The organism is Streptomyces sp. NBC_00376 (assembly GCF_036077095.1).
Classification (GTDB): domain Bacteria; phylum Actinomycetota; class Actinomycetes; order Streptomycetales; family Streptomycetaceae; genus Streptomyces.
Genome location: NZ_CP107960.1, coordinates 4,778,907 through 4,796,623, shown reverse-complemented (window position 1 = coordinate 4,796,623; position 17,717 = coordinate 4,778,907). Strand labels below are relative to the sequence as shown.

Sequence of the window (17,717 nt, the reverse complement as noted above, 5' to 3'; positions counted from 1 at the left end):
CTGCCCCGCCACCTCGCGGGCAGATCACCGGGCGCACCGGCGCGGCCGGATCACTCGACGCGTCGACGCGGGCAAATCACCCATCGCATCGACGCGCGCAGATCGCCCGCCCCTGCCCGCATCCGTCCGGCGCGCGCAGGGACGGGCGGGGCGTCACTCCTCGTCCCGCAGCCGTGCCGCCAAGGCGGTCAGCGGCTCGGTCTCCTCGGTGTGGCCCAGGGCGTTCAGACGCGACACCGCCGAGGCGAGGCGGGGCAGGGCGGCGGCGGGCCGTTCCAGGTAGATGCCCTCCACGGCACCCGCGAGACGGACGCACTCGGCCCACTCGCCGGCGTGGTCCTCCTCCGCCCCCGGCTCACCGAGCAGGGCGAGGGCCTTCTCCAGAGCGGCCAGGGCGTCCTCGAACTCACCGGCGTAGGCATTGACCCGCCCGTGCTCGTAGGCCAGGGCGGTGTCCAGGGAACGGCCGCGGGCCTCGTACTCGGCGGCGCGGGCCTCGTCGGCGATCCGGCCGGCCTCGGCGAGGAGGGCGAGGGCGTCGGCCAGGCCGTCGGGGCCCTGCTGCTCGGCCTGGAGACGGGCGAGTTCGCGCAGGCAGTTGCTGAGCTGCTCGTAGCGCGGGGCCCGCGCATGGGCGGCGAGCGCCTGGTCCACGGCCTCGCGCGCCCGGCCGAACTCACCGGACTCGCCGAGGAGTACGGCCGCCTCCGCGGCGATCATGGCGTGGCTCCCCGGGTCGTCCTCCCAGCCGGCCGACTCGGCCGCGAGGGCGACGAGCTCCGCCGCGGCGACCTTGAGGTCCTCCCCCGCGTGCAGCGCGCGGGCGCGGGTCAGGCGCAGCTGGGCGACGAGCCGGTCGTCCACCTCTCCGGCGGCGACGTCCGGTTCGGCCAGGAGGGAGTCGAGCAGCGCGATGCAGTCCTCGACCCGGCCCAGGTCGAGGCAGAGCTGAGCCGCGTTGCTGTAGGCGCAGTACGCGTCCGTCCGGCTGCCGCCGCGCAGCTGCAGCTCCGCCGAGCGCGTCAGGTGCCGCAGCGCCTCGTCGGGGCTGCCGAGGTGCATGCACGCCTCGGCCAGATCGCTGTGGAGGCGGGCGGTCTCGACCGCGTCGGCCGGCCAGTCGGCGGCCAGCCGCAGGCCCTCGGCCAGGTCCGCCCGTGCGGTCCGCGCGTCCTGGAGGGCGAGGTGGATCCGGCCGCGCAGGGCGAGCGTGTGAGGCAGGTACCAGGCGGGGCCTTGTGTCTTCAGCCGGTCGAGAAGGCCGTCGATCTCGGTGACCGCGACGGGCAGGTCACCGGAGAGGGCGTGGGTGGTGGCCCGGATCAGCAGCGCGCGGGAGATCTGCCCGCCGAGGTCGTGCCGGGTGGCGAGCGCGTGCAGCAGGTCGGCCTCGGCGAGGACCGGCGCGACGTGCTCCTCGTTCCCCGAGTTCTGCAGGCGCATGCCCAGCGCGGTCGCCCGCAGCCGCAGCAGACGGGCCTCCTGGTGCGGGGCGAGGCCGGCCGTCTCCTCGTGCAGGCGGACCATGGACGCGTGGGCGGTGCCCAGCGCGGCGGCCTTCGCCTCGGCGGCGGCGTCGCCCTCCACGGGGGTCTCGGCGTCGCTCTCCACGGGGGCCTCGGCGGCGGCGAGCAGGGCGCAGGCGCGGGCGACCGCCGCGTGGCCCGGCAGCCCGGCGTCGTCGTACAGGCCCGCGGCCTCCTCCTGGAGAGCGGCGGCCTCGGCGAACTCGTTCCGGTCACCCGCCCGGCTCGCCTCGTCGCCCAGCAGGTCCGCGCGCAGCTGTGCGAGCGGCCCCACGGCCGGGTCGTCGGGATGGCTGTAGCCGCCGGCGGCGACGAGCGTACGCAGCTTCGCCCAGCACGCCTTCGCGTCCGGGTGCCCCTGAACATCCAACTCCCTGGCGCGAACGATGAGTTCGGGCAGCGAATCCGGGACGGCGGCGGCCTTACGGGCCGGGGGCGCGGCAACCGGGGCGGCCGGGGTCACCTCGTCGAGGCCTCGGGTGCGCAGGGTGAGTTCCAGCGCGTCCACGAGCGGGGCCCGGTCGAGGCGGGCCCTGCGGCGGTCGGTGTGGGCCGTGGTTCCGTTGCGGGCGTCGAAGCGGGCGGCGAGGTCGTCGGCGCGGCCCCGCACCTCGGCGCGCAGTCCGGCCACCGTCCAGCTGCGGCCCGCGTATCCGGCGGCGGGCAGCTCGCCGTGGCCGAGGAGCTCGACGCGCTGGAGGAGGACCTCCACGCCGGTGAGGAAGTCGAACAGGTCCAGCGGCGAGTCCACCTCGCCGAACAGGTTCCGGTTCTCGGCGAGCAGTTCCAGGCCGCGTGTCTCGTTGCCGGTCAGCGCGCAGAACTCCAGGTGCCGGCCCACCTCTCCCGCCATCGAGGGGTTGCGGCGGCAGTTGCGGTAACCGGCGAGGTGCAGTTCACGGGCCCGGTCGGCGCGGCCGTCGCGCAGCAGGGGCAGCAGCGCGTACGAGACGGAGCGGGCCGGCTCCTCCTGGCAGGATTCCGTCCCGGCCAGGACGGGTTCCCAGGCGCTCAGCGCCCGTTCGTCGTCGCCCGCCGCGAGGTGATACAGGGCGCGCTCGCAGATCTCGCAGGCCTCGCAGTCGCTGAGCCGGGTCCGGGAGCGGCCGGCCCACAGCTCGTAGGCGAGGGTGGTGTCCTCGCCGATGTGGGCGGCCAGCTGGTACGCCTGGCCGTAGTACGGCTGAAGGCCCAGGCCGGCCTTCTCGTACCGGTCGCGCATCTCCGTCAGCCACTGGCGCAGGCTGGCCAGCGGGATCTCGGGCAGCACGCGCAGGGCGTTGGCCACCCACTTGAACCGCCAGAACAGGGTGTGGCGCCGGCGCTCGTCGAAGACGTCGGGCTGCTCGTCGAACAGGGTGAGGAGGCGGGCGAAGACGACGGGCGACTTCCGGGGCTCGGAGCCGTAGGTGTACGCCTCCTGGAGCTCGAAGAGCGCGTGGACCAGCGGGACGGGCTCCGCGAACTGCTCGGCGGCGTCCACGAGTTCCTCGGCGGTGACCGTGCGGGCGCGGCCGTAGGGGCGCCGGTCGTTCTCCTGGAGCGCCTGGTACAGCTCGTCGGTGTTCTGGGGTGCGGTCGTCATCGTCAGCTGTCCTTGCGGAGGGCGTGGGCGAGGAGGTCGAGGAAGGAGCGGTTGATGAGGCTCGATTCGGCGGGCCTGAGCGGGCGCCGGGACAGCAGCACGGCCTGCCCGTAAAGGGCTTCGGCGCTGGTACGGGCCAGTTCGGGCTCTTCGATGGTGACGGCGGCGCGGACCAGCGGATTGAGCTGGTTGAGGATCAGCTGGGCCCGCGGGGCCTCCTGGCGCAGGGCGCCGAGGATGTCGCCCCACACGCCGCCCTCCTGCTCACGGGCGAGCCGGGAGCGGGTCCGCTCGTGCCGGGCCTCGCGGCTGTCCACGAGGAGGGCGGGGGCGGAGGCGGGCTGGAAGGTGCGCAGCGCGACATCGCAGTCGAAGACGGCGAGGGCGTCGCGGGCCAGGGCGAGGTAGGCCACGGCGGCCAGTTCCGTCTCGCGGTCGACGGGGTCGAGGTGGGCGGTGAGGGTCGCCGGGTCGAGGTCGGCGACGCTGACCTCGGGCCTGATCTCGGGCAGCCGGTGGACCAGTTCGCGGTCATACGTGTAGCCGCCGTTGACGACACCGAGCCCGGCGGCCGAGGCGATCGCCGCGACCTGCCTGAACTCCTCCACGCTCGACGTCACGAGCACGGTGCGGTGGGTACGCGCGAACTCGTCGAGAGTGGTGTGCCCGTCGGTGGTCTCGAACGGCAGCCAGGGCAGCAGCATCCGCAGGATCTCGTCGTCGTGCACCGCGAGCGACTTCACGGCCAGGTGGTGGGCCTGGAGGAACCGGCCGAGCAGGTCCGGATCGCTGGCGGCGGCCCGCGCCATCCACGCGCGCAACCGCTCGGCGAGGGCGTCGCGGACGGCGGCGAGCGTGTCGTCCTCGTACAGGGACTCGCGGGACGCCGTCGGGCGCAGGCTCTCGGCGTCGACGACGCAGCGGACGAAGAACGCCCACTCGGGCAGGATCTCCTCGGCCTGCTCGGACAGCAGCATGCCCTTGACGTGCACGCGGTGGCCGTGGCGGCGCCCGGCCGGCACCGCCTCGGGCAGCACGCACGCGATGCCCTTCAGGCCCACGGCCGGCAGGTCCAGCTCGATGGTGTCCAGCGGCGTGAACCCGAAGACCTCCTCGCCGTACGCGGCAAGCGCCCGGGAACGGGCCCCCGGCGTGGGGTACGAACGCGCCCAGGGCGCGGGCTCCGCATTGACGGCCGCGCCCGCTCCCCCCGTGCCGTCGTCGAAGGTCACCGGATGGCGCAGCAGGGAGCCGAACTGCCGGGCCAGCGCGTGCACCTGCGCCGGCCGGGTCCACTCGTCCGTGTCGGCGCGCGGCGTCAGCGTGACGGTGGTGCCGGGCCGGGGGCGGGCGGACGCGGGCAGGGTGCGGACGGTGTAGCTGCCGTCGCCGCGCCCCCGCCACTCCACGGCGTGTGCGTCGGGGGTGCGGGCGGAGCGGCTCAGGACGTGGATCTCGTCCGCGACCAGGAAGCAGGAGAGCAGCCCGATCCCGAACTGGCCGATGAAGTCGCCGCGTTGCTCGGCGATCCGCTCGGCGCGCTTGCTGCTGCGCCCGATCGTGGCGAGGAAGGCGTGCACGTCGTCCTCGGTGAGACCGACGCCGTCGTCCTCGACACGCACCACCGAACCGTCGGCGTACAGGCGGATGCCGAAGGCGTCGGCGGGTGCGTCCGGCGCGAGGCCGCTCCGCGCGGTCAGCGCGTCCACCGCGTTCTGCAGGAGTTCGCGCAGGTAGACGCGTGGGCTGGAGTAGAGGTGGTGGGAGAGGAGATCGACGAGGCCGCGCAGATCCACCTGGAAGGTGCGATCGGCGCCGGCCGGGGTCGCGGCGGTGTCGGGCAATGTCATCAGGCAGTCCGGGGTGAAAGGGGCGACGGGTGACAGGGTGCGGCCGGCATCGGCACCGGCAGCAGGCGGTATCGGTACGAGAGCCGGGACCGGGACCGGCGTACGCTCAGGCGCGGCGCTGGAAGCGGGCGAACTGCTTCTGGGGCTCCGCGAAGTAGGACCAGGGCCATTCCGTGCAGGCGCCGTCGAGCGCCTGGAAGACGCGCCGGACCGTGTGACGCTCGCCGGCCAGCGACAGGGCCATGGCGAACATGTTGAAGTCCCGCTGCCAGCCCGGATTCCGCACATAGCCGGGATGGAGGATGCTGTGATCGGCCGCATTCCTCAACTCGGCCTGGATCTCAGGGGTTTCGAGGCAGCCCACGCTCTCCGACTCGACCCATTCATCGATGTGCGCCATGGCGATCACACAGCCGATCCGGTGCCCCTCGGGGGCGCGGGCGAACGCGTCGCGGGCGAACGCCAGGGCCTGCCCCGGCTCGCCGCCCCAACGGGGCTGCAACTGCGACACCCAGTCGATGTGGGTCTCCAGGTCCAGCGGATCACGGCGCAGGGCGGCGTCGAGACGGGTCCGGTTGACGACGTCCCCCAACGACATGCCGCGGCCCGAGATGAGGAGACGGTGCCACGGCGCGACCCACTCCGGCCGCAACTCGGCGGCCTCGAACAGCTGCTCCTCGGCGATGTGGAGCCGCTCGTGGAAGACCCGCCACTGATCCTGCGTGACGTTCACCGCACGCTCGGCCGTACGCGCCTCCCAGCCCCAGCTGACGTGACGCGCCCCGGATATCAGCAACGCCGTCGCCCGGTGCTCCTTGTCCTCCTCGACGGCACGGCCGATCCAGTCCTGCACACCGTCCAAGTCGGCCAACTGGTCCAGGACTCCGTGGTCACGTCCGAGGTCGAACGGCACCAACGCCGCCTTGACCCCCTCCCAGTCCCCCGCACCGGCCGCCTCCACCAGCCCGAGCACCCGCTGATCACCGAGCGCGTGCAGCGTGTACATCCCGTTCCTCTGCCGACGTGGAACGGGCAGAGCGTACGGATCCGCCGCCGGTCTCTCCCCACCCCTGCCGAACAGCCTGCCGAACATCCGAGCCCTCCCCTGGTCCCGCGCGATCGTCCGGTGCAGCATAAGCGGCACCACCGACATCGCTTCCACGGAGTATTCACGGATACTTCACACCTCGGGCCGGAATCTCGGCCTCGATCCCGGCCTCGATCCCGACCTCGGGTTTTCTGCGGAGCCGCCCTTCGGGATTCGAACCCGAGACCTACGCATCACGAGACCACGGGCGTTCGTGACAGCTGATTCCGGCTCGTGCCACCGGGTGCTGTTTTGCCTGATCGGAAGAGGTGCGGACGGTCCCGCCATCACACCCTGTGCTATCTCGCCCAAAGGCGTCCGGCCGCACTCCGGCCGCACCTATGGAGGTATCAGGCCACCTGAGCAGCATTGTCACTGCCCTGCAGAGCAGCCACCACCCGCGAGAGAAGCCATCGGAACGGGCTTTCCCCCGCGATCACGCGCCCGCGACGCAGTAGGCGTTTGCGTCTACCGACGTTCGCGGGACGGTCACGGACTCGGAGCGCAGTCGGTACCGAATCTCCCGGGTTGGCTCGTCGCGCTCCACAGGAGCGAGGGAACCTGTGCGCTGATGGAATGGCTCAAGGGAGGGCGATTCAAGTATTCCCTGAGGCGGGTTCGCCTATGCCTTGGGCACCGAGAAGCGGAAGAGCCTGCCGGACCAGGTGGCGTACAGGTGGTCGCCGACGGCGTGCGTCGACCAGGAGCCGGAGCCGCCGGTGGCCTGATAGTGCCAGACCTGCTTGCCGGTCTCGGCGTCGAAGGCGTACAGGCCCTTCTTGCCCGCGGCGAGGAAGAGTCCGCGCAGGGCGCCCAGGAAATCGAGGTCGGCCAGGCCTGACCCTGCCGTCCAGCGTCTCGCGCCGGTCTTGGCGTCGATCCCGTGCAGGATCTTCTTGTCCAGGTAGCAGACGGTCGCGCCGGCGCGTGCGTAGCCGCGGTTGCCGTCGGCGGCGGTCTGCACTGTCCACAGGGTCTTGCCCGACGCCGGGTCGAAGGCGACGAGCAAGCCGCGGGTCGAGCCGTTGAAGTTGGTGCTCGGGTAGCAGAAGAGGGTTCCCTCGATCAGGCTCATGGACCCTGTGAGGCCGAGGATCTCGCTGTTCGTCGGCGGGAGTTCGGTGGGACTGCTCCAGAGCGTCTCGCCGTCGTCGGGGTCGAGGGCGAGCAGCTTCATGTCGGCGTCGATGCCGTAGAGCACCTTGCTCTTGTCCGGTGGGTACAGGGTGACGAGATCCTTCGCCCATACGCGTTTGCCCGTGTCCGGGTCGAGGGCCGTGTATCCGTTGAGCGTCGCGGCCGGGTTCGTCTTCGATGCGCCGCCCCAGGCGAGCAGCGCGCCCGCCGGGGTGGCGCCGAGGACCATGCTCACGTCTTCCACGTCGGCCGAGGTCCACCGCACCTCGCCGCTCGACGCCTCCAGGGCCTGGATGCGCCCGCCGCTCATGGTCACCACCAACTCGCCGTCCGAGAAGTCCAGCTCGGGCGCGCTGTCCCCGGCCGGGGACGCGTCCCACACCTCCTCGCCGGACCGGCCGTCGAACGCGTGCACCTTGCCGTCGGTACGTACCGTGTAGACGCGCTTGTCGTCGGTGAGGGCGTCGGTGTTCTGGCCGCCGAGGTCCTTCCACAGGAGCTTGCCGGTGTCCCGGTCGAAGCAGGCACCGGAGGCCAGTTGGGTGCACAGCAGCGTGGACCGGGTCACCGCGCGCAGGGACATGGTGGGCTGCGGAAGCTCATTGGTCCAGTCCAGTTCGGGGGTGGCGACCGTGTCCTTGCTGTCCTCGCCCCGTGAGTGCAGGAACCAGGCGGTGCCCCCGGCCGCCGCGGTAACGGCGAGCACCGCGCCGCCGGTCAACAACCGGCGGCGGCTGAGCAGCGGGGTGCGTACCACGTCCTGCAGGGTGCGCTCGTCCTCGGTCACCCGCAGTTCGACCGCGCCGAGCCAGCCGGCGGTGGTCTCCGGGCGCAGCCAGGCCTGCAGGTGCTCGACGGTGGGGCGCCGGGCGGGGTCCTTGTCGAGGCAGGCGGCGACGATGCCGAGCAGGCCGTGCGGGACGCCGTTCAGCTTCGGATCCTCGTAGGCGGCCCGGTAGAGCAGGGCGTGGGCCGCACCGGTGCCGAAGGGCGGGATGCCGGTGGCGGCGAAGGCGAGCACGGCGCCGAAGGCGAACACATCGCTGGCGGGCGTGAGTTCACCCCCTCTCGACTGCTCGGGCGACATGAAGCCGGGCGAGCCGGCGACCTGGCCCTCGGCGGTGAGCACGGTTCCGTCCACGGCCCGGCTGATGCCGAAGTCGATGACTCTGGGGCCGTCCAGGGTGAGCAGGATGTTGGACGGCTTGAGGTCGCGGTGGATGAGCCCGGCGCGGTGGATCGCGGCCAGCGCCTCGGCCAGGCCGCCACCGAGCACGCGCAGGGTGGACTCGGGCATGGGCCCGTGGGCGTCCAGGGCGTCGGCGAGGGAGGGGCCGGGGATGTACGCGGTGGCCAGCCAGGGCTGGGGCCCCTCGGGGTCGGCGTCGACGACCGGCGCGGTGAAGGCGCCGGAGACCGCGCGGGCGGCGTCCACCTCGGCCTTGAAGCGGCGGCGAAAATCCGGGTCGGCGGCCAGTTCGGGACGTACGACCTTGACGGCCACCGCGCGGCCACTGCGCGATGCGGCGAGGTGGACGAGGCCCATGCCGCCCGCGCCGAGTTCCCGGATCACCCGGTAGGGGCCGATGTACGAGGCGGGTGAGGCGGCTTGCAGGGGGCGCGCGGACGGCATCGGCGGGGGCGGCGGCGTGGTCACGGGGTGTCGCTCCGGAAGGCGTAGAGGGTGGTCTCGGATGCGGCGAAGAGGGTGCTGCCGGAGGTCTGCAGCAGCCAGTCGTTCTTGCCCCCGGCTCTGCTCCCGGAGGGCTGGTGCGCCCAGAGCGGCTTGCCGTCAAAGGCGCGCAGGACGACGAACCCCGGGACGTCGCCGGTGGCGAACGTGGCGATGGCCACCACGGACGCGGAGACGGTGGGCCCCTGGTCGTATGCACCGCCGGTGGTCGTCAGGTCCACCGGGCTCGCTGTGTGCCACACCTGCTCACCGCTCTGCATGTCCAGGGCGAACACGGTGCCCGGACCGTCGTAGACATAGGCCCGCTTGCCGCGGACCCTGGCCGGGCTGATGGTGGTCGTCTCGTTGACGGCGGTCCACAGTCTCTCGCCATCGGCGGCGCGGAAGGCCTGCACCTTGGTGCTGGTGACGAGCAGGGTCTTGCCGTCGGTGGACAGGTGCGGATAGGCGCCGGGCTCGATGACGTCCCGGACCTGCCACCGCTCGGTGCCCGAGCGCAGGCCGAGTCCGCGGAGCGTGCCGTTGTCCTGCAGGAAGCAGAAGCTTCCGTCGGCGTAAGCCTGGAAGTCGCTGCCTTTGACCATGCGCGACCACAGCACCTCGCCCGAGTCGATATCGACCGCGCGCACGCCATAACCGTCGTCGCCGCCGGTGCCGACGACGGCGACCGAACCGGCGACGGACAGAACGCTCTCGACGGAGTCGGCGGACTGGGTGCCGGCGCCCTGCTGGGTGACCGCGTGGGTGAACTTCTGCTTGCCTGTGGCGTCGACACCGAGGAGATAGCCGCGCTCGCCGCCCCAGGCCTCGGCGTACAGCATCGATCCGTGCACGCCCAGCCACTTCGGATCCCCCGAGACGTCGGAGGGTGCGCGCAGCGAACCCGTCCAGCGTTCCTCCCCGGTCGCGGCGTCATAGGCGTACGCGCTGCCCTGGTCCCAGTGCACCAACGTGTCGCCGAGGAGCCGCAGTTGTCCGCTCTCCAGCTTCTTCAGCGGAGCCGACCACTGCGGCTTCGGGCCGGCCGGAACCGTGGGCTCGGGCAGGCCGGTGGCGCCCGCGCTGCCGCCGGCCCGGTCCGGGGTCCTGCCAGGCTTCGACCACCCCCCGGCCAGCGTCGCGGCGCCTGCGCCCGCTGCGACGGTGGTACCGGCCGCGGCGATCCACAGGAACCTGCGGCGACTCGGCCCGCTCGGGACGGCGGTGGCGAGCGGGTCGACGGGCGGCGCGAGGGACGTGGGCACGGGCGGTGCGGCCACCAGAACGGCGGCGTGCGCCTCCCGCCGCGCCAGGTCCTCCCGCAGGCCCTCGGTGAGCAGCGCGGCAGGGTCGGCTGCCCCCAGCGCGGCCAGCACCGACGCGGCGGGCGGCCTGCGGGCGGGATCCTTGTCCAGACAGGAACCGATCAGCGGCCTCAACGCCTGGGGAACGCCGTCCAGTTGGGGCTGATGGTGGACGGCCCGGTAGAGGATCTCGGCCGTCCCTCCGGCGCCGAAGGGGCCCCGCCCGGTGGCCGCGAAGACCAGGACGCAGCCCAGGGAGAAGACGTCGGCCGCCGGTCCGGCCTCGCGGCTCGACACGATCTGCTCGGGCGCCATGAACCCGGGCGTCCCCATCACGGCGCCCGTCCGGGTCAACTGGGTGGCGTCCACCGCCCTGCTGATGCCGAAGTCGATGACGCGGGGCCCGTCTTCGGCGACGAGTACGTTGCCGGGCTTGAGGTCGCGGTGGACGATGCCGGTGTCATGGATGGCCAGCAGCGCCTCCGCGAGGCCGGCGCCCAGGGCCCGCAGGGCAGGCTCGGGCAGCACACCGAAGCTGCGTACGACATCGTGCAGCGACGGCGCGGGGACGTAGGCCGTGGCCAGCCAGGGCTGTGGGGCATCGGCGTCCGCGTCGAGCACCGGCGGGGTGAAGAATCCGCTCACCCGGCGGGCGGATTCGGCCTCGCGCCGGAAACGCCCGCGGAAGTTCGACGCCTCGGCGTACTCGGGCCGGATGACCTTCAGGGCGACCAGGCGCGATCCCGGTGACCTGGCCAGGAACACCTTGCCCATGCCGCCCTCGCCGAGGAGTTGGAAGACCTCGTAGGGGCCGATCCGGGCAGGGCTCTGCTGCTGAGAGACCTGCCCGGGCGGCCGCGGGACGGCGGTGACCGGCCGGGTCGCCGCGGCCGGCGGCTGCGGCACTGTGGTGTGCGCAGGCTGCATGGCCGTGGGGTCGCTGCCTCCGTGTGGGGGTGTGTGCACGTCGTTGCCGCGGGCGGTCAGCTCAGTGAGCCCAGCACATCACGGGCGGCGGTGATGGCGGCGTCCTCGGCCTGCTTCCGGGTGGTGTCGGAGGTATCCCGACTGTAGGTGAAGTTCGTGGTGAGCGAGGCGTTGCCCTCACGGACGATCACCTCAGCCTGTGCCAGCGACCCGTCCATGGTGTCGACGGTGTCGACGACGAAGGCCTCCTCGCCGAGCCCGCTGACCGACCGGGATTCCTGCACCTTGCGCATGCCCCCGAGGTCCTTGAGAGCGGTCTTCTTGTTCATGCCGTACGTGCTCTTGGCCGTCGTGCCGACCATGAGGTTCACGTCAAGGCTCTGATAGGCGCCGCCGTAGCCGGGGTGCTCCCACCTCGGCATCCTGGTGATCATCGAGGCCAGATCCTTGTCGTCCATCAAGCCGGGCGTGCACTCGCCTCCGGGCGCGATCTTCTCGATGGTGGAGGCCTTGATCAGCTCGCACCCCTTGGGCACCTTGGTGAACGCCTTGCCCGACGGCGCCTCCGGCTTGGCGGCGTCTCCCGGGGAGCCGGAGGGCTTGCCCGACGCGGTGCCCTTGTCGCCGTCCCCTGACGTGGCGATGACCCCGCCGACGATCACGGCCACGGCGAGCGCCGCAACGCCACCGATCAGCCAGATGCGCGAACGGCCGCCGCGCGGGCCTGGGTTGCCCGGACCGCCCGCCGGAACCGGCTGCGACCAGGCCGAGGGCCCACCCGGCGCCTGCGGCGGGACGGGCGGCGGCGCCTGACCCGGCATCGGGGGCGGCGCCTGGCCGGGTCCCTGCGCCGCGGGTCCCCAGGCCGGAGTGCCCTGCCCGAGCGGCTGGGTGGGACGGCTCTCGCCGAAGCCCTGCCGGGGGTCCACCTGCGGGGTCTCACTCACGGAACAGCTCGCTTTCGTACGGTTCATGCCCTCGGGACCGGCAGGAACCCGTCCCATGGGGCCAGGCCGGAGCGACGGTCGACCGGGACCCGGCACAACATCCCGAACCCTCTCGCGAGACACTGCAATTCCGATGAAATTCTGATGAAACAGAGGACTCGGCGGCGGCAGACGACTCGGCTGCAGCAGAGCAACGGGGAACTACGGGGACCATGGGGGGCTGCGGCGTGGGCACGAACACAGCGGACACAGTCGGCTCAGGCGTGGGCGCGTGGGATCCGGCGGATGCGACCGGCACGACAGCCGCGACAGACACAGCAGGTACGACGGGTGCGCAGGATGCGGCGGATCGGCTGCGCCTCGACCTGCTCGGCCCGGTCGAAGCCCACCGCGGCGAGGCGCCCCTCGACCTGGGGCCCGTGCGACGTCAGGCGGTGCTGGCCGCGCTGATCCTGCGCGCGGAGACGCTCGTCACCCACCAGCAACTGCTCGACGACGTATGGGGGCTCGAACCCCCGGGCACGGGCCGCCGGGTCCTGCCCAGCTACGTCTACCCCCTGCGCAAGGCACTGGACGCGCCCGGCACCGGCCCCGCCGCATCCGCGATCCGCGGCGAGCGCGGCGGCTACCGCTTCGTACCCGGCCAAGCCCGCACGGACATCGGCGAGTTGGCCGGACAGGCCGCCGCGGCCCGCAGGGCGAAGGCCGCGGGCGACCTCGCCACCGCTCTCGACGGCTGTACGCGGGCACTGAACCTGTTCCGCGGGGAGCCGTTGGCCGGCCTGCCCGGGCCGTTCGCCGACGCCGAGCGGCAGCGACTTGCCCGGCAGCGGCGCACCCTCCATCAGGAGCGGGCGGAGTGCCTGGTCCTCCTGGGCCGGTACACGGAGGCTCTGGACGAGCTCCTGGCCGCGCCCACGGCGCAGCCGCACGACGAGCCGCTCGCCGCCCTGCGCATACGCGCGCTGTACGGCAGCGGCCTGCAGACCGAGGCACTCGCCGCCTACCAGGAGACCCGGGACCGGCTCCGCGGCGAGCTGGGGGTGGAGCCCGGCGAGGAACTGCGCCGGGTACACCAAGGCGTACTGCGCCGGGACGACCTGATGCTGCTCGGCCGGGCACCGCTGCCCCGCACCGCCGGATCCGACGCAGCACAAGCACCGGCCCCGGCACCGCCATCCGCACCCACACCGGCATCGGCATCGGCATCGGCATCGGCATCGGCATCGGCATCGGCATCGGCACCCGAGCATCCCCTGCACCCGCCACGACCTCACCGCAACGAACTCCCCGGCGACACTGCCTGGCTCGTCGGCCGGGAGACAGAACTCGCCCTGCTCACCACGCCCGTGCCTCCCGGCTCCGTCTCCGTGGCCGCCGTCGACGGCACGGCGGGCGTCGGCAAGACCGCGTTGGTGGTCCGCGCTGCCTGGACGCTGCACGACCAGTACCCGGACGGCTGCCTGTTCGTGGACCTGCACGCGCACGGCGTCCCCCACGAGAGCCTGCGCCCGCAGCGCGCACTGCACCGGCTACTCCGTGCCGTCCACGGCGTCGACGGCGAACTGGCGGACGAACTTGACGAGTTGGTCATCGCCTGGCGCGCGGCCACCAGCTCCCTGAGGCTGCTGCTGGTCGTGGACGACGCCCGCAGCGCGGAACAGGTGCGCCCGCTGCTGCCCGCGGGCCCGGGCAGCCCAGTGCTGGTGGCCGGCCGCCAGCGGCTGCCCGGCCTCGACGCCGACCGACGGCTCACCGTGGAGCCGCTGGGCACGGGCGAGGCTGTCACGCTGCTCACGCATCTGCTGGGCGAGGCGCGCGCCGAACAGGAACCGGAGGCCGCGCAGGAACTCGCACGCCGCTGCGGCGGTCTGCCGCTGGCGCTGCGGATCACCGGGGCCCGGCTGCAGAACCGTCCGTCCTGGACACTGGCCCACCTGGTCGGCCGGATGTCGGACGACGAACGCCGCCTGGGCGAGCTCCGGGCCGAGGACCGCAGCGTGGAAGCCGCCTTCCGGATGTCCTACGACCAGCTCACCCCTGAACTGCAGCGCGTCTTCCGGGCGTTGGGCCAGTCCCCCACCGCCGAGTTCGACGGGCTCACCCCCGCCGTCATGCTGGGCCGCTCGCGCCAGGACACCGAGGACCTCCTGGAGTGCCTGGTCGACGCGAGCCTGCTGCAGCAGCCGCGGCTCAGCCGCTACCGGCTGCACGATCTCGTACGCGACCACACGCGCCGCCTGGCCGCCGCCGTACCCGAGGAGACCGCCGCGGACCGCGCCGCCGTGCTGCACCTCTACACAGCCGCCGGCCGCATCGCCAGCGACTGGGGCCCCGAGGGCTTCCCGACCGGCCCGGACGTCTCCCACTCCCCCTTCTCGAACTGGCAGGACGCCGACGCATGGCTGGACGCCGCGGGCGGCCAACTGCTCGACGTGATCGCCTACGCGGCCGCCACCGGGCAGCACGACCACGTCTGCTGGATCGCCGAATCCCTGGTCGACCCGCTGGTCCGTCAGGGCCGCTACCACGAGTGCCGCTCGGCCCTGGAGCTCGCACTGCCCAGCGCGGACGTGGCCGACGACCGGCGGATGCCCTCCGCCCTGCGCAACTGCATGGCCGTCGCGGACCTCTATCAGGGGCGCTTCCAGCAGGGCCACGCCTGGTGCACCGACGCGCTGCGCCTCGCCCGCCACCAAGGCGACCTGCGCGAGCAGGCCCGGGCAACCGCCGGGTTGGGCGCTGCGGAGCGTGCTCTGGGCCGCATCCCGGAGGCGGTCGCCCACCTGAGCGAGGCCATGGAGCTGGCGGCCCGGCTCGACGATGACTGGCTGGCCGGGATGTCGAGCTGCAACCTCGGCGCCCTCCACGACCAGCAGGGACGGCACGAGGAGGCACTCACGTACTACGCCACCTCCCTCGCCTTCGCCGAGAAGATCGGCCACCCCAGAATGATCAGCAAGACCCTGTGCTTCATCGCCGAGGCCCACCTGGCACTCGACCGGCGCGCGAAGGTCAAAGACGTGGCGAGACGCGCAGCGGACCTGGCCCAGGAGGTCGGCGACCTGCAGCTGCGCGCGACGAGCCTGTCCCTGCTCGGCGCCGCGGAACACGGCGAAGGAGACCTGTCGTTGGCCATCACCCTCCAGCAAGAGGCCCTGGCCACGCTCACCGAGCACACCAGCAGGCCCCTGGAGATGGAGGTCCGCCGCCGGCTCGGACACACCTACTCGGCAGCGGGCCACCAGGCCGAGGCCGAGCAGCAGTTCCACATCGCCCTGTCCTTGGCCGGGACGGGGGAGCCGGGACGGCCGCCCTCCCCCGGTGGCGCACCATCCGTGACGGCACGAGATGCGGATCTGCACGAAACCCGAGCAACCCGGCGGGACTCGGATGCCTGATCTCGCCGGTTCCGGCTCGCGCACCTTCCGACGGCGCAGTACTCCTGGACCACCCTCGCACCCAGTGATGCGACGCTTCACCGACGCCGACCTGACAACCCGCTGAGGCGCGCTCAGCTGCGTTCGCATGGGCCCTCGACCAGGAGGCGGAGGGTGGCGAGAGCGGCCGGGCGGCTGGTGGCGGACAGGGAGATCGGGGCGTCGATGGACCGTTCCGGCTCCAGGCAGCCGAGTTCGCGGCCGGCGCGCCAGAACCTCCACAGCAGCCGCTCGGTGTCCTTCCCCTCCATCGCGGTGCCGTCGCCGTGCGTGAAGCCCGCAGCAAGCACCGGCCACACGTGTCCGTTTAGCCCGAATTTCAAGGTCAACGAAAGAAGAAACCCCAGGTCAAAGATCTGACCTGGGGTTCACCATGGAGCCGCCTTCGGGATTCGAACCCGAGACCTACGCATTACGAGTGCGTTGCTCTGGCCAACTGAGCTAAGGCGGCGCGCCCTGTCGCACCATGGTGCGATCAGCAGCGTCGCCAAGTCTACACAGTTTCCGGGGGTGCTCCGTACCAGCCTCGCTCCGAGCCGTTTTCGCAGGTCAGTGGCGCGGTGGGGTGGTCAGGTGCACTTCTTGCCCTCGGTGGGCGGGGTGCCCTCCAGGAGGTAGGTGTTGATCGCCGTGTCGATGCAGTCGCTGCCGCGGCCGTACGCCGTGTGGCCGTCGCCCTGGTAAGTGAGGAGGGTGCCGGAGGAGAGCTGGCCGGCGAGGGACTCGGCCCACTTGTACGGGGTGGCGGGGTCGCGGGTCGTGCCGACCACCACGATCGGGGCGGCGCCCTTCGCCTCGATGCGGTGGGCGGTGCCGGTGGGCGGGACCGGCCAGTCGGCGCAGTTCAGGGCGGCCCAGGCGAAGGCCTTGCCGAAGACCGGGGACGCCTTCTCGAAGCTGGGGACGGCCCGGGTGACGGCCTCTGCGTCGGCGAAGGCGGGCGGCTGGTCCAGGCAGTTCACGGCGGCGTTGGCGAACATGAGGTTGGCGTACGTGCCGTTCGGCTGGCGCTCGTAGTAGCTGTCCGACAGGGCCAGGAGGCCGGAGCCGTCGCCCTTCTGGGCGCCGGCGAGGGCCTCGCGGAGCTGGGGCCAGGCCGACTCGTCGTACATGGCGGCGATGACCCCGGTGGTGCCCAGGGATTCGGTGAGCCTGCGGGAGTCGCCGGTGGCGATCGGCCGGGCGTCGAGGTCCGCGAAGAGCCGCTTCAGGCGGGTGGCCGCATCGGCGGTCGAGGTGGTGCCGAGCGGGCAGTCCGCCTTCTTCACGCAGTCGGCGGCGAAGGCCTGGAACGCGGTCTCGAAGCCCGCGGTCTGGTCGCGGTTCAGCTCGACGGCGTCCAGCGACGGGTCCATCGCGCCGTCCAGGACCAGACGGCCGACCCGGGCGGGGAAGAGCCCCGCGTACGTCGCACCGAGGAAGGTGCCGTACGACGCCCCGACGTAGTGCAGCTTCTCGTCGCCGAGCAGGGCTCGCAGCATGTCCATGTCGCGGGCGGTCTCGACGGTGGAGACATGGGGCAGGATCTCGCCGGAGTGCTCCTCGCAGCCGCTCGCGAACTGCTGGTACGCGTTGTCCAGATCGGTGACCTCGGCCGCGTCGTCCGGGGTCTGGTCGACCTGGGTGTACTTGTCCATCTGCGGACCGGTGAGGCATACGACGGGCTCGCTGCGGGCCACTCCGCGCGGGTCGATGGCGACCATGTCGTACCGGGCCCGGACCTGGGCCGGGTAGCCGACGCCCGCGTAGCTCTGGAGGTATTCGATGGCGGAACCGCCGGGTCCGCCCGGGTTCACCAGGAGGGAACCGATCCGCTCACCGGGGCCGGTGGCCTTCTTGCGGGAGACGGCCAGCCTGATGTCGCCACTGCCCGGATTCTTGTAGTCCAGCGGGGCCGTCATCGTGGTGCACTGGAAGCCCTCGACGCCGCAGTCCCGCCACTTCAGCTGCTGCGCGTAGTACGGCTTGAGCGCTTCGGGGACGGCCGGCGCGGACGCTGCGGGCGATGTGGAGGGCGAGGCGCTCGTCGAACTGCCGCTGGTGCAGCCGGAGATGAGAAGGCCGGCGGTGCCGAGCGTGGTGGCGAGGATACGGAGCGAACGCCTGGTGTTCATCCTCGGAGCGTAGTCGCCCTGTGACGACTCGCCCGATTCGCTCCCCGGACGAGTGAACGCGCGATCATGAATGAGCGATCGTGAACGGGGTGGTGCGGATCGGCCGCCGGTACGACGGATTCGCGAGT

The 17,717-nt window shown here is 72.4% G+C and carries 9 protein-coding genes and 1 tRNA gene; 1 reads left to right on the top strand and 9 read right to left on the bottom strand.

The genetic code is table 11. The features are described 5' to 3' along the window. Positions 1–153 precede the first annotated feature (153 nt). From OG842_RS21685 to OG842_RS21660, 6 genes are all read right to left on the bottom strand, one after another. Positions 154–3,111, bottom strand: coding sequence for a tetratricopeptide repeat protein (locus OG842_RS21685; protein ID WP_266731823.1), 2,958 nt, complete (start codon positions 3,109–3,111; stop codon positions 154–156). Positions 3,112–3,113: 2 nt separating this feature from the next. Further along, the gene (locus OG842_RS21680) at positions 3,114–4,961 is read right to left on the bottom strand and encodes an HSP90 family protein (RefSeq protein WP_266731821.1); all 1,848 of its coding nucleotides are present in this window, start codon (positions 4,959–4,961) and stop codon (positions 3,114–3,116) included. A 106-nt stretch (positions 4,962–5,067) separates the two neighbouring features. Next, positions 5,068–6,054, bottom strand: coding sequence for a hypothetical protein (locus OG842_RS21675; RefSeq protein WP_266731819.1), 987 nt, complete (start codon positions 6,052–6,054; stop codon positions 5,068–5,070). 616 nt (positions 6,055–6,670) lie between these two features. Beyond that, positions 6,671–8,842 (bottom strand): protein kinase domain-containing protein, encoded by a 2,172-nt coding sequence (locus tag OG842_RS21670; RefSeq protein ID WP_443063994.1) that lies wholly within the window; start codon positions 8,840–8,842, stop codon positions 6,671–6,673. Next, positions 8,839–11,088: a protein kinase domain-containing protein gene (locus OG842_RS21665; RefSeq protein WP_266731817.1), complete on the bottom strand. Its 2,250-nt coding sequence runs from the start codon at positions 11,086–11,088 to the stop codon at positions 8,839–8,841. Before OG842_RS21665 ends, OG842_RS21670 begins: the two co-directional genes overlap by 4 nt. Before the next feature lie 56 nt (positions 11,089–11,144). Next, positions 11,145–12,035 (bottom strand): hypothetical protein, encoded by an 891-nt coding sequence (locus OG842_RS21660; protein ID WP_266731816.1) that lies wholly within the window; start codon positions 12,033–12,035, stop codon positions 11,145–11,147. A gap of 227 nt (positions 12,036–12,262) precedes the next feature. Between OG842_RS21660 and OG842_RS21655 the strand changes: the two genes are divergently transcribed. After that, positions 12,263–15,436, top strand: a complete 3,174-nt coding sequence (locus tag OG842_RS21655; RefSeq protein ID WP_328512443.1) for an AfsR/SARP family transcriptional regulator — start codon at positions 12,263–12,265, stop codon at positions 15,434–15,436. 113 nt (positions 15,437–15,549) lie between these two features. Here the strand turns inward: OG842_RS21655 and OG842_RS21650 are convergent, their stop codons facing one another. The 3 genes from OG842_RS21650 to OG842_RS21640 form a co-directional block, all read right to left on the bottom strand. Further along, positions 15,550–15,765: a hypothetical protein gene (locus OG842_RS21650; RefSeq protein ID WP_266731812.1), complete on the bottom strand. Its 216-nt coding sequence runs from the start codon at positions 15,763–15,765 to the stop codon at positions 15,550–15,552. A gap of 84 nt (positions 15,766–15,849) precedes the next feature. Then, a tRNA-Thr gene (locus OG842_RS21645) sits at positions 15,850–15,926 on the bottom strand. Between the two features lie 118 nt (positions 15,927–16,044). Next, positions 16,045–17,589, bottom strand: coding sequence for an alpha/beta hydrolase (locus OG842_RS21640; RefSeq protein ID WP_266731811.1), 1,545 nt, complete (start codon positions 17,587–17,589; stop codon positions 16,045–16,047). Between the last annotated feature and the right edge of the window lie 128 nt (positions 17,590–17,717).

What these genes read in the sequence shown, in the direction of transcription:
- OG842_RS21675 (WP_266731819.1), bottom strand. Translation starts at nt 6,054, where the DNA reads ATGTTCGGCAGGCTGTTCGGCAGGGGTGGGGAGAGACCGGCGGCGGAT.
- OG842_RS21665 (WP_266731817.1), bottom strand. Translation starts at nt 11,088, where the DNA reads ATGCAGCCTGCGCACACCACAGTGCCGCAGCCGCCGGCCGCGGCGACC.
- OG842_RS21640 (WP_266731811.1), bottom strand. Translation starts at nt 17,589, where the DNA reads ATGAACACCAGGCGTTCGCTCCGTATCCTCGCCACCACGCTCGGCACC.
- OG842_RS21685 (WP_266731823.1), bottom strand. Translation starts at nt 3,111, where the DNA reads ATGACGACCGCACCCCAGAACACCGACGAGCTGTACCAGGCGCTCCAG.
- OG842_RS21680 (WP_266731821.1), bottom strand. Translation starts at nt 4,961, where the DNA reads ATGACATTGCCCGACACCGCCGCGACCCCGGCCGGCGCCGATCGCACC.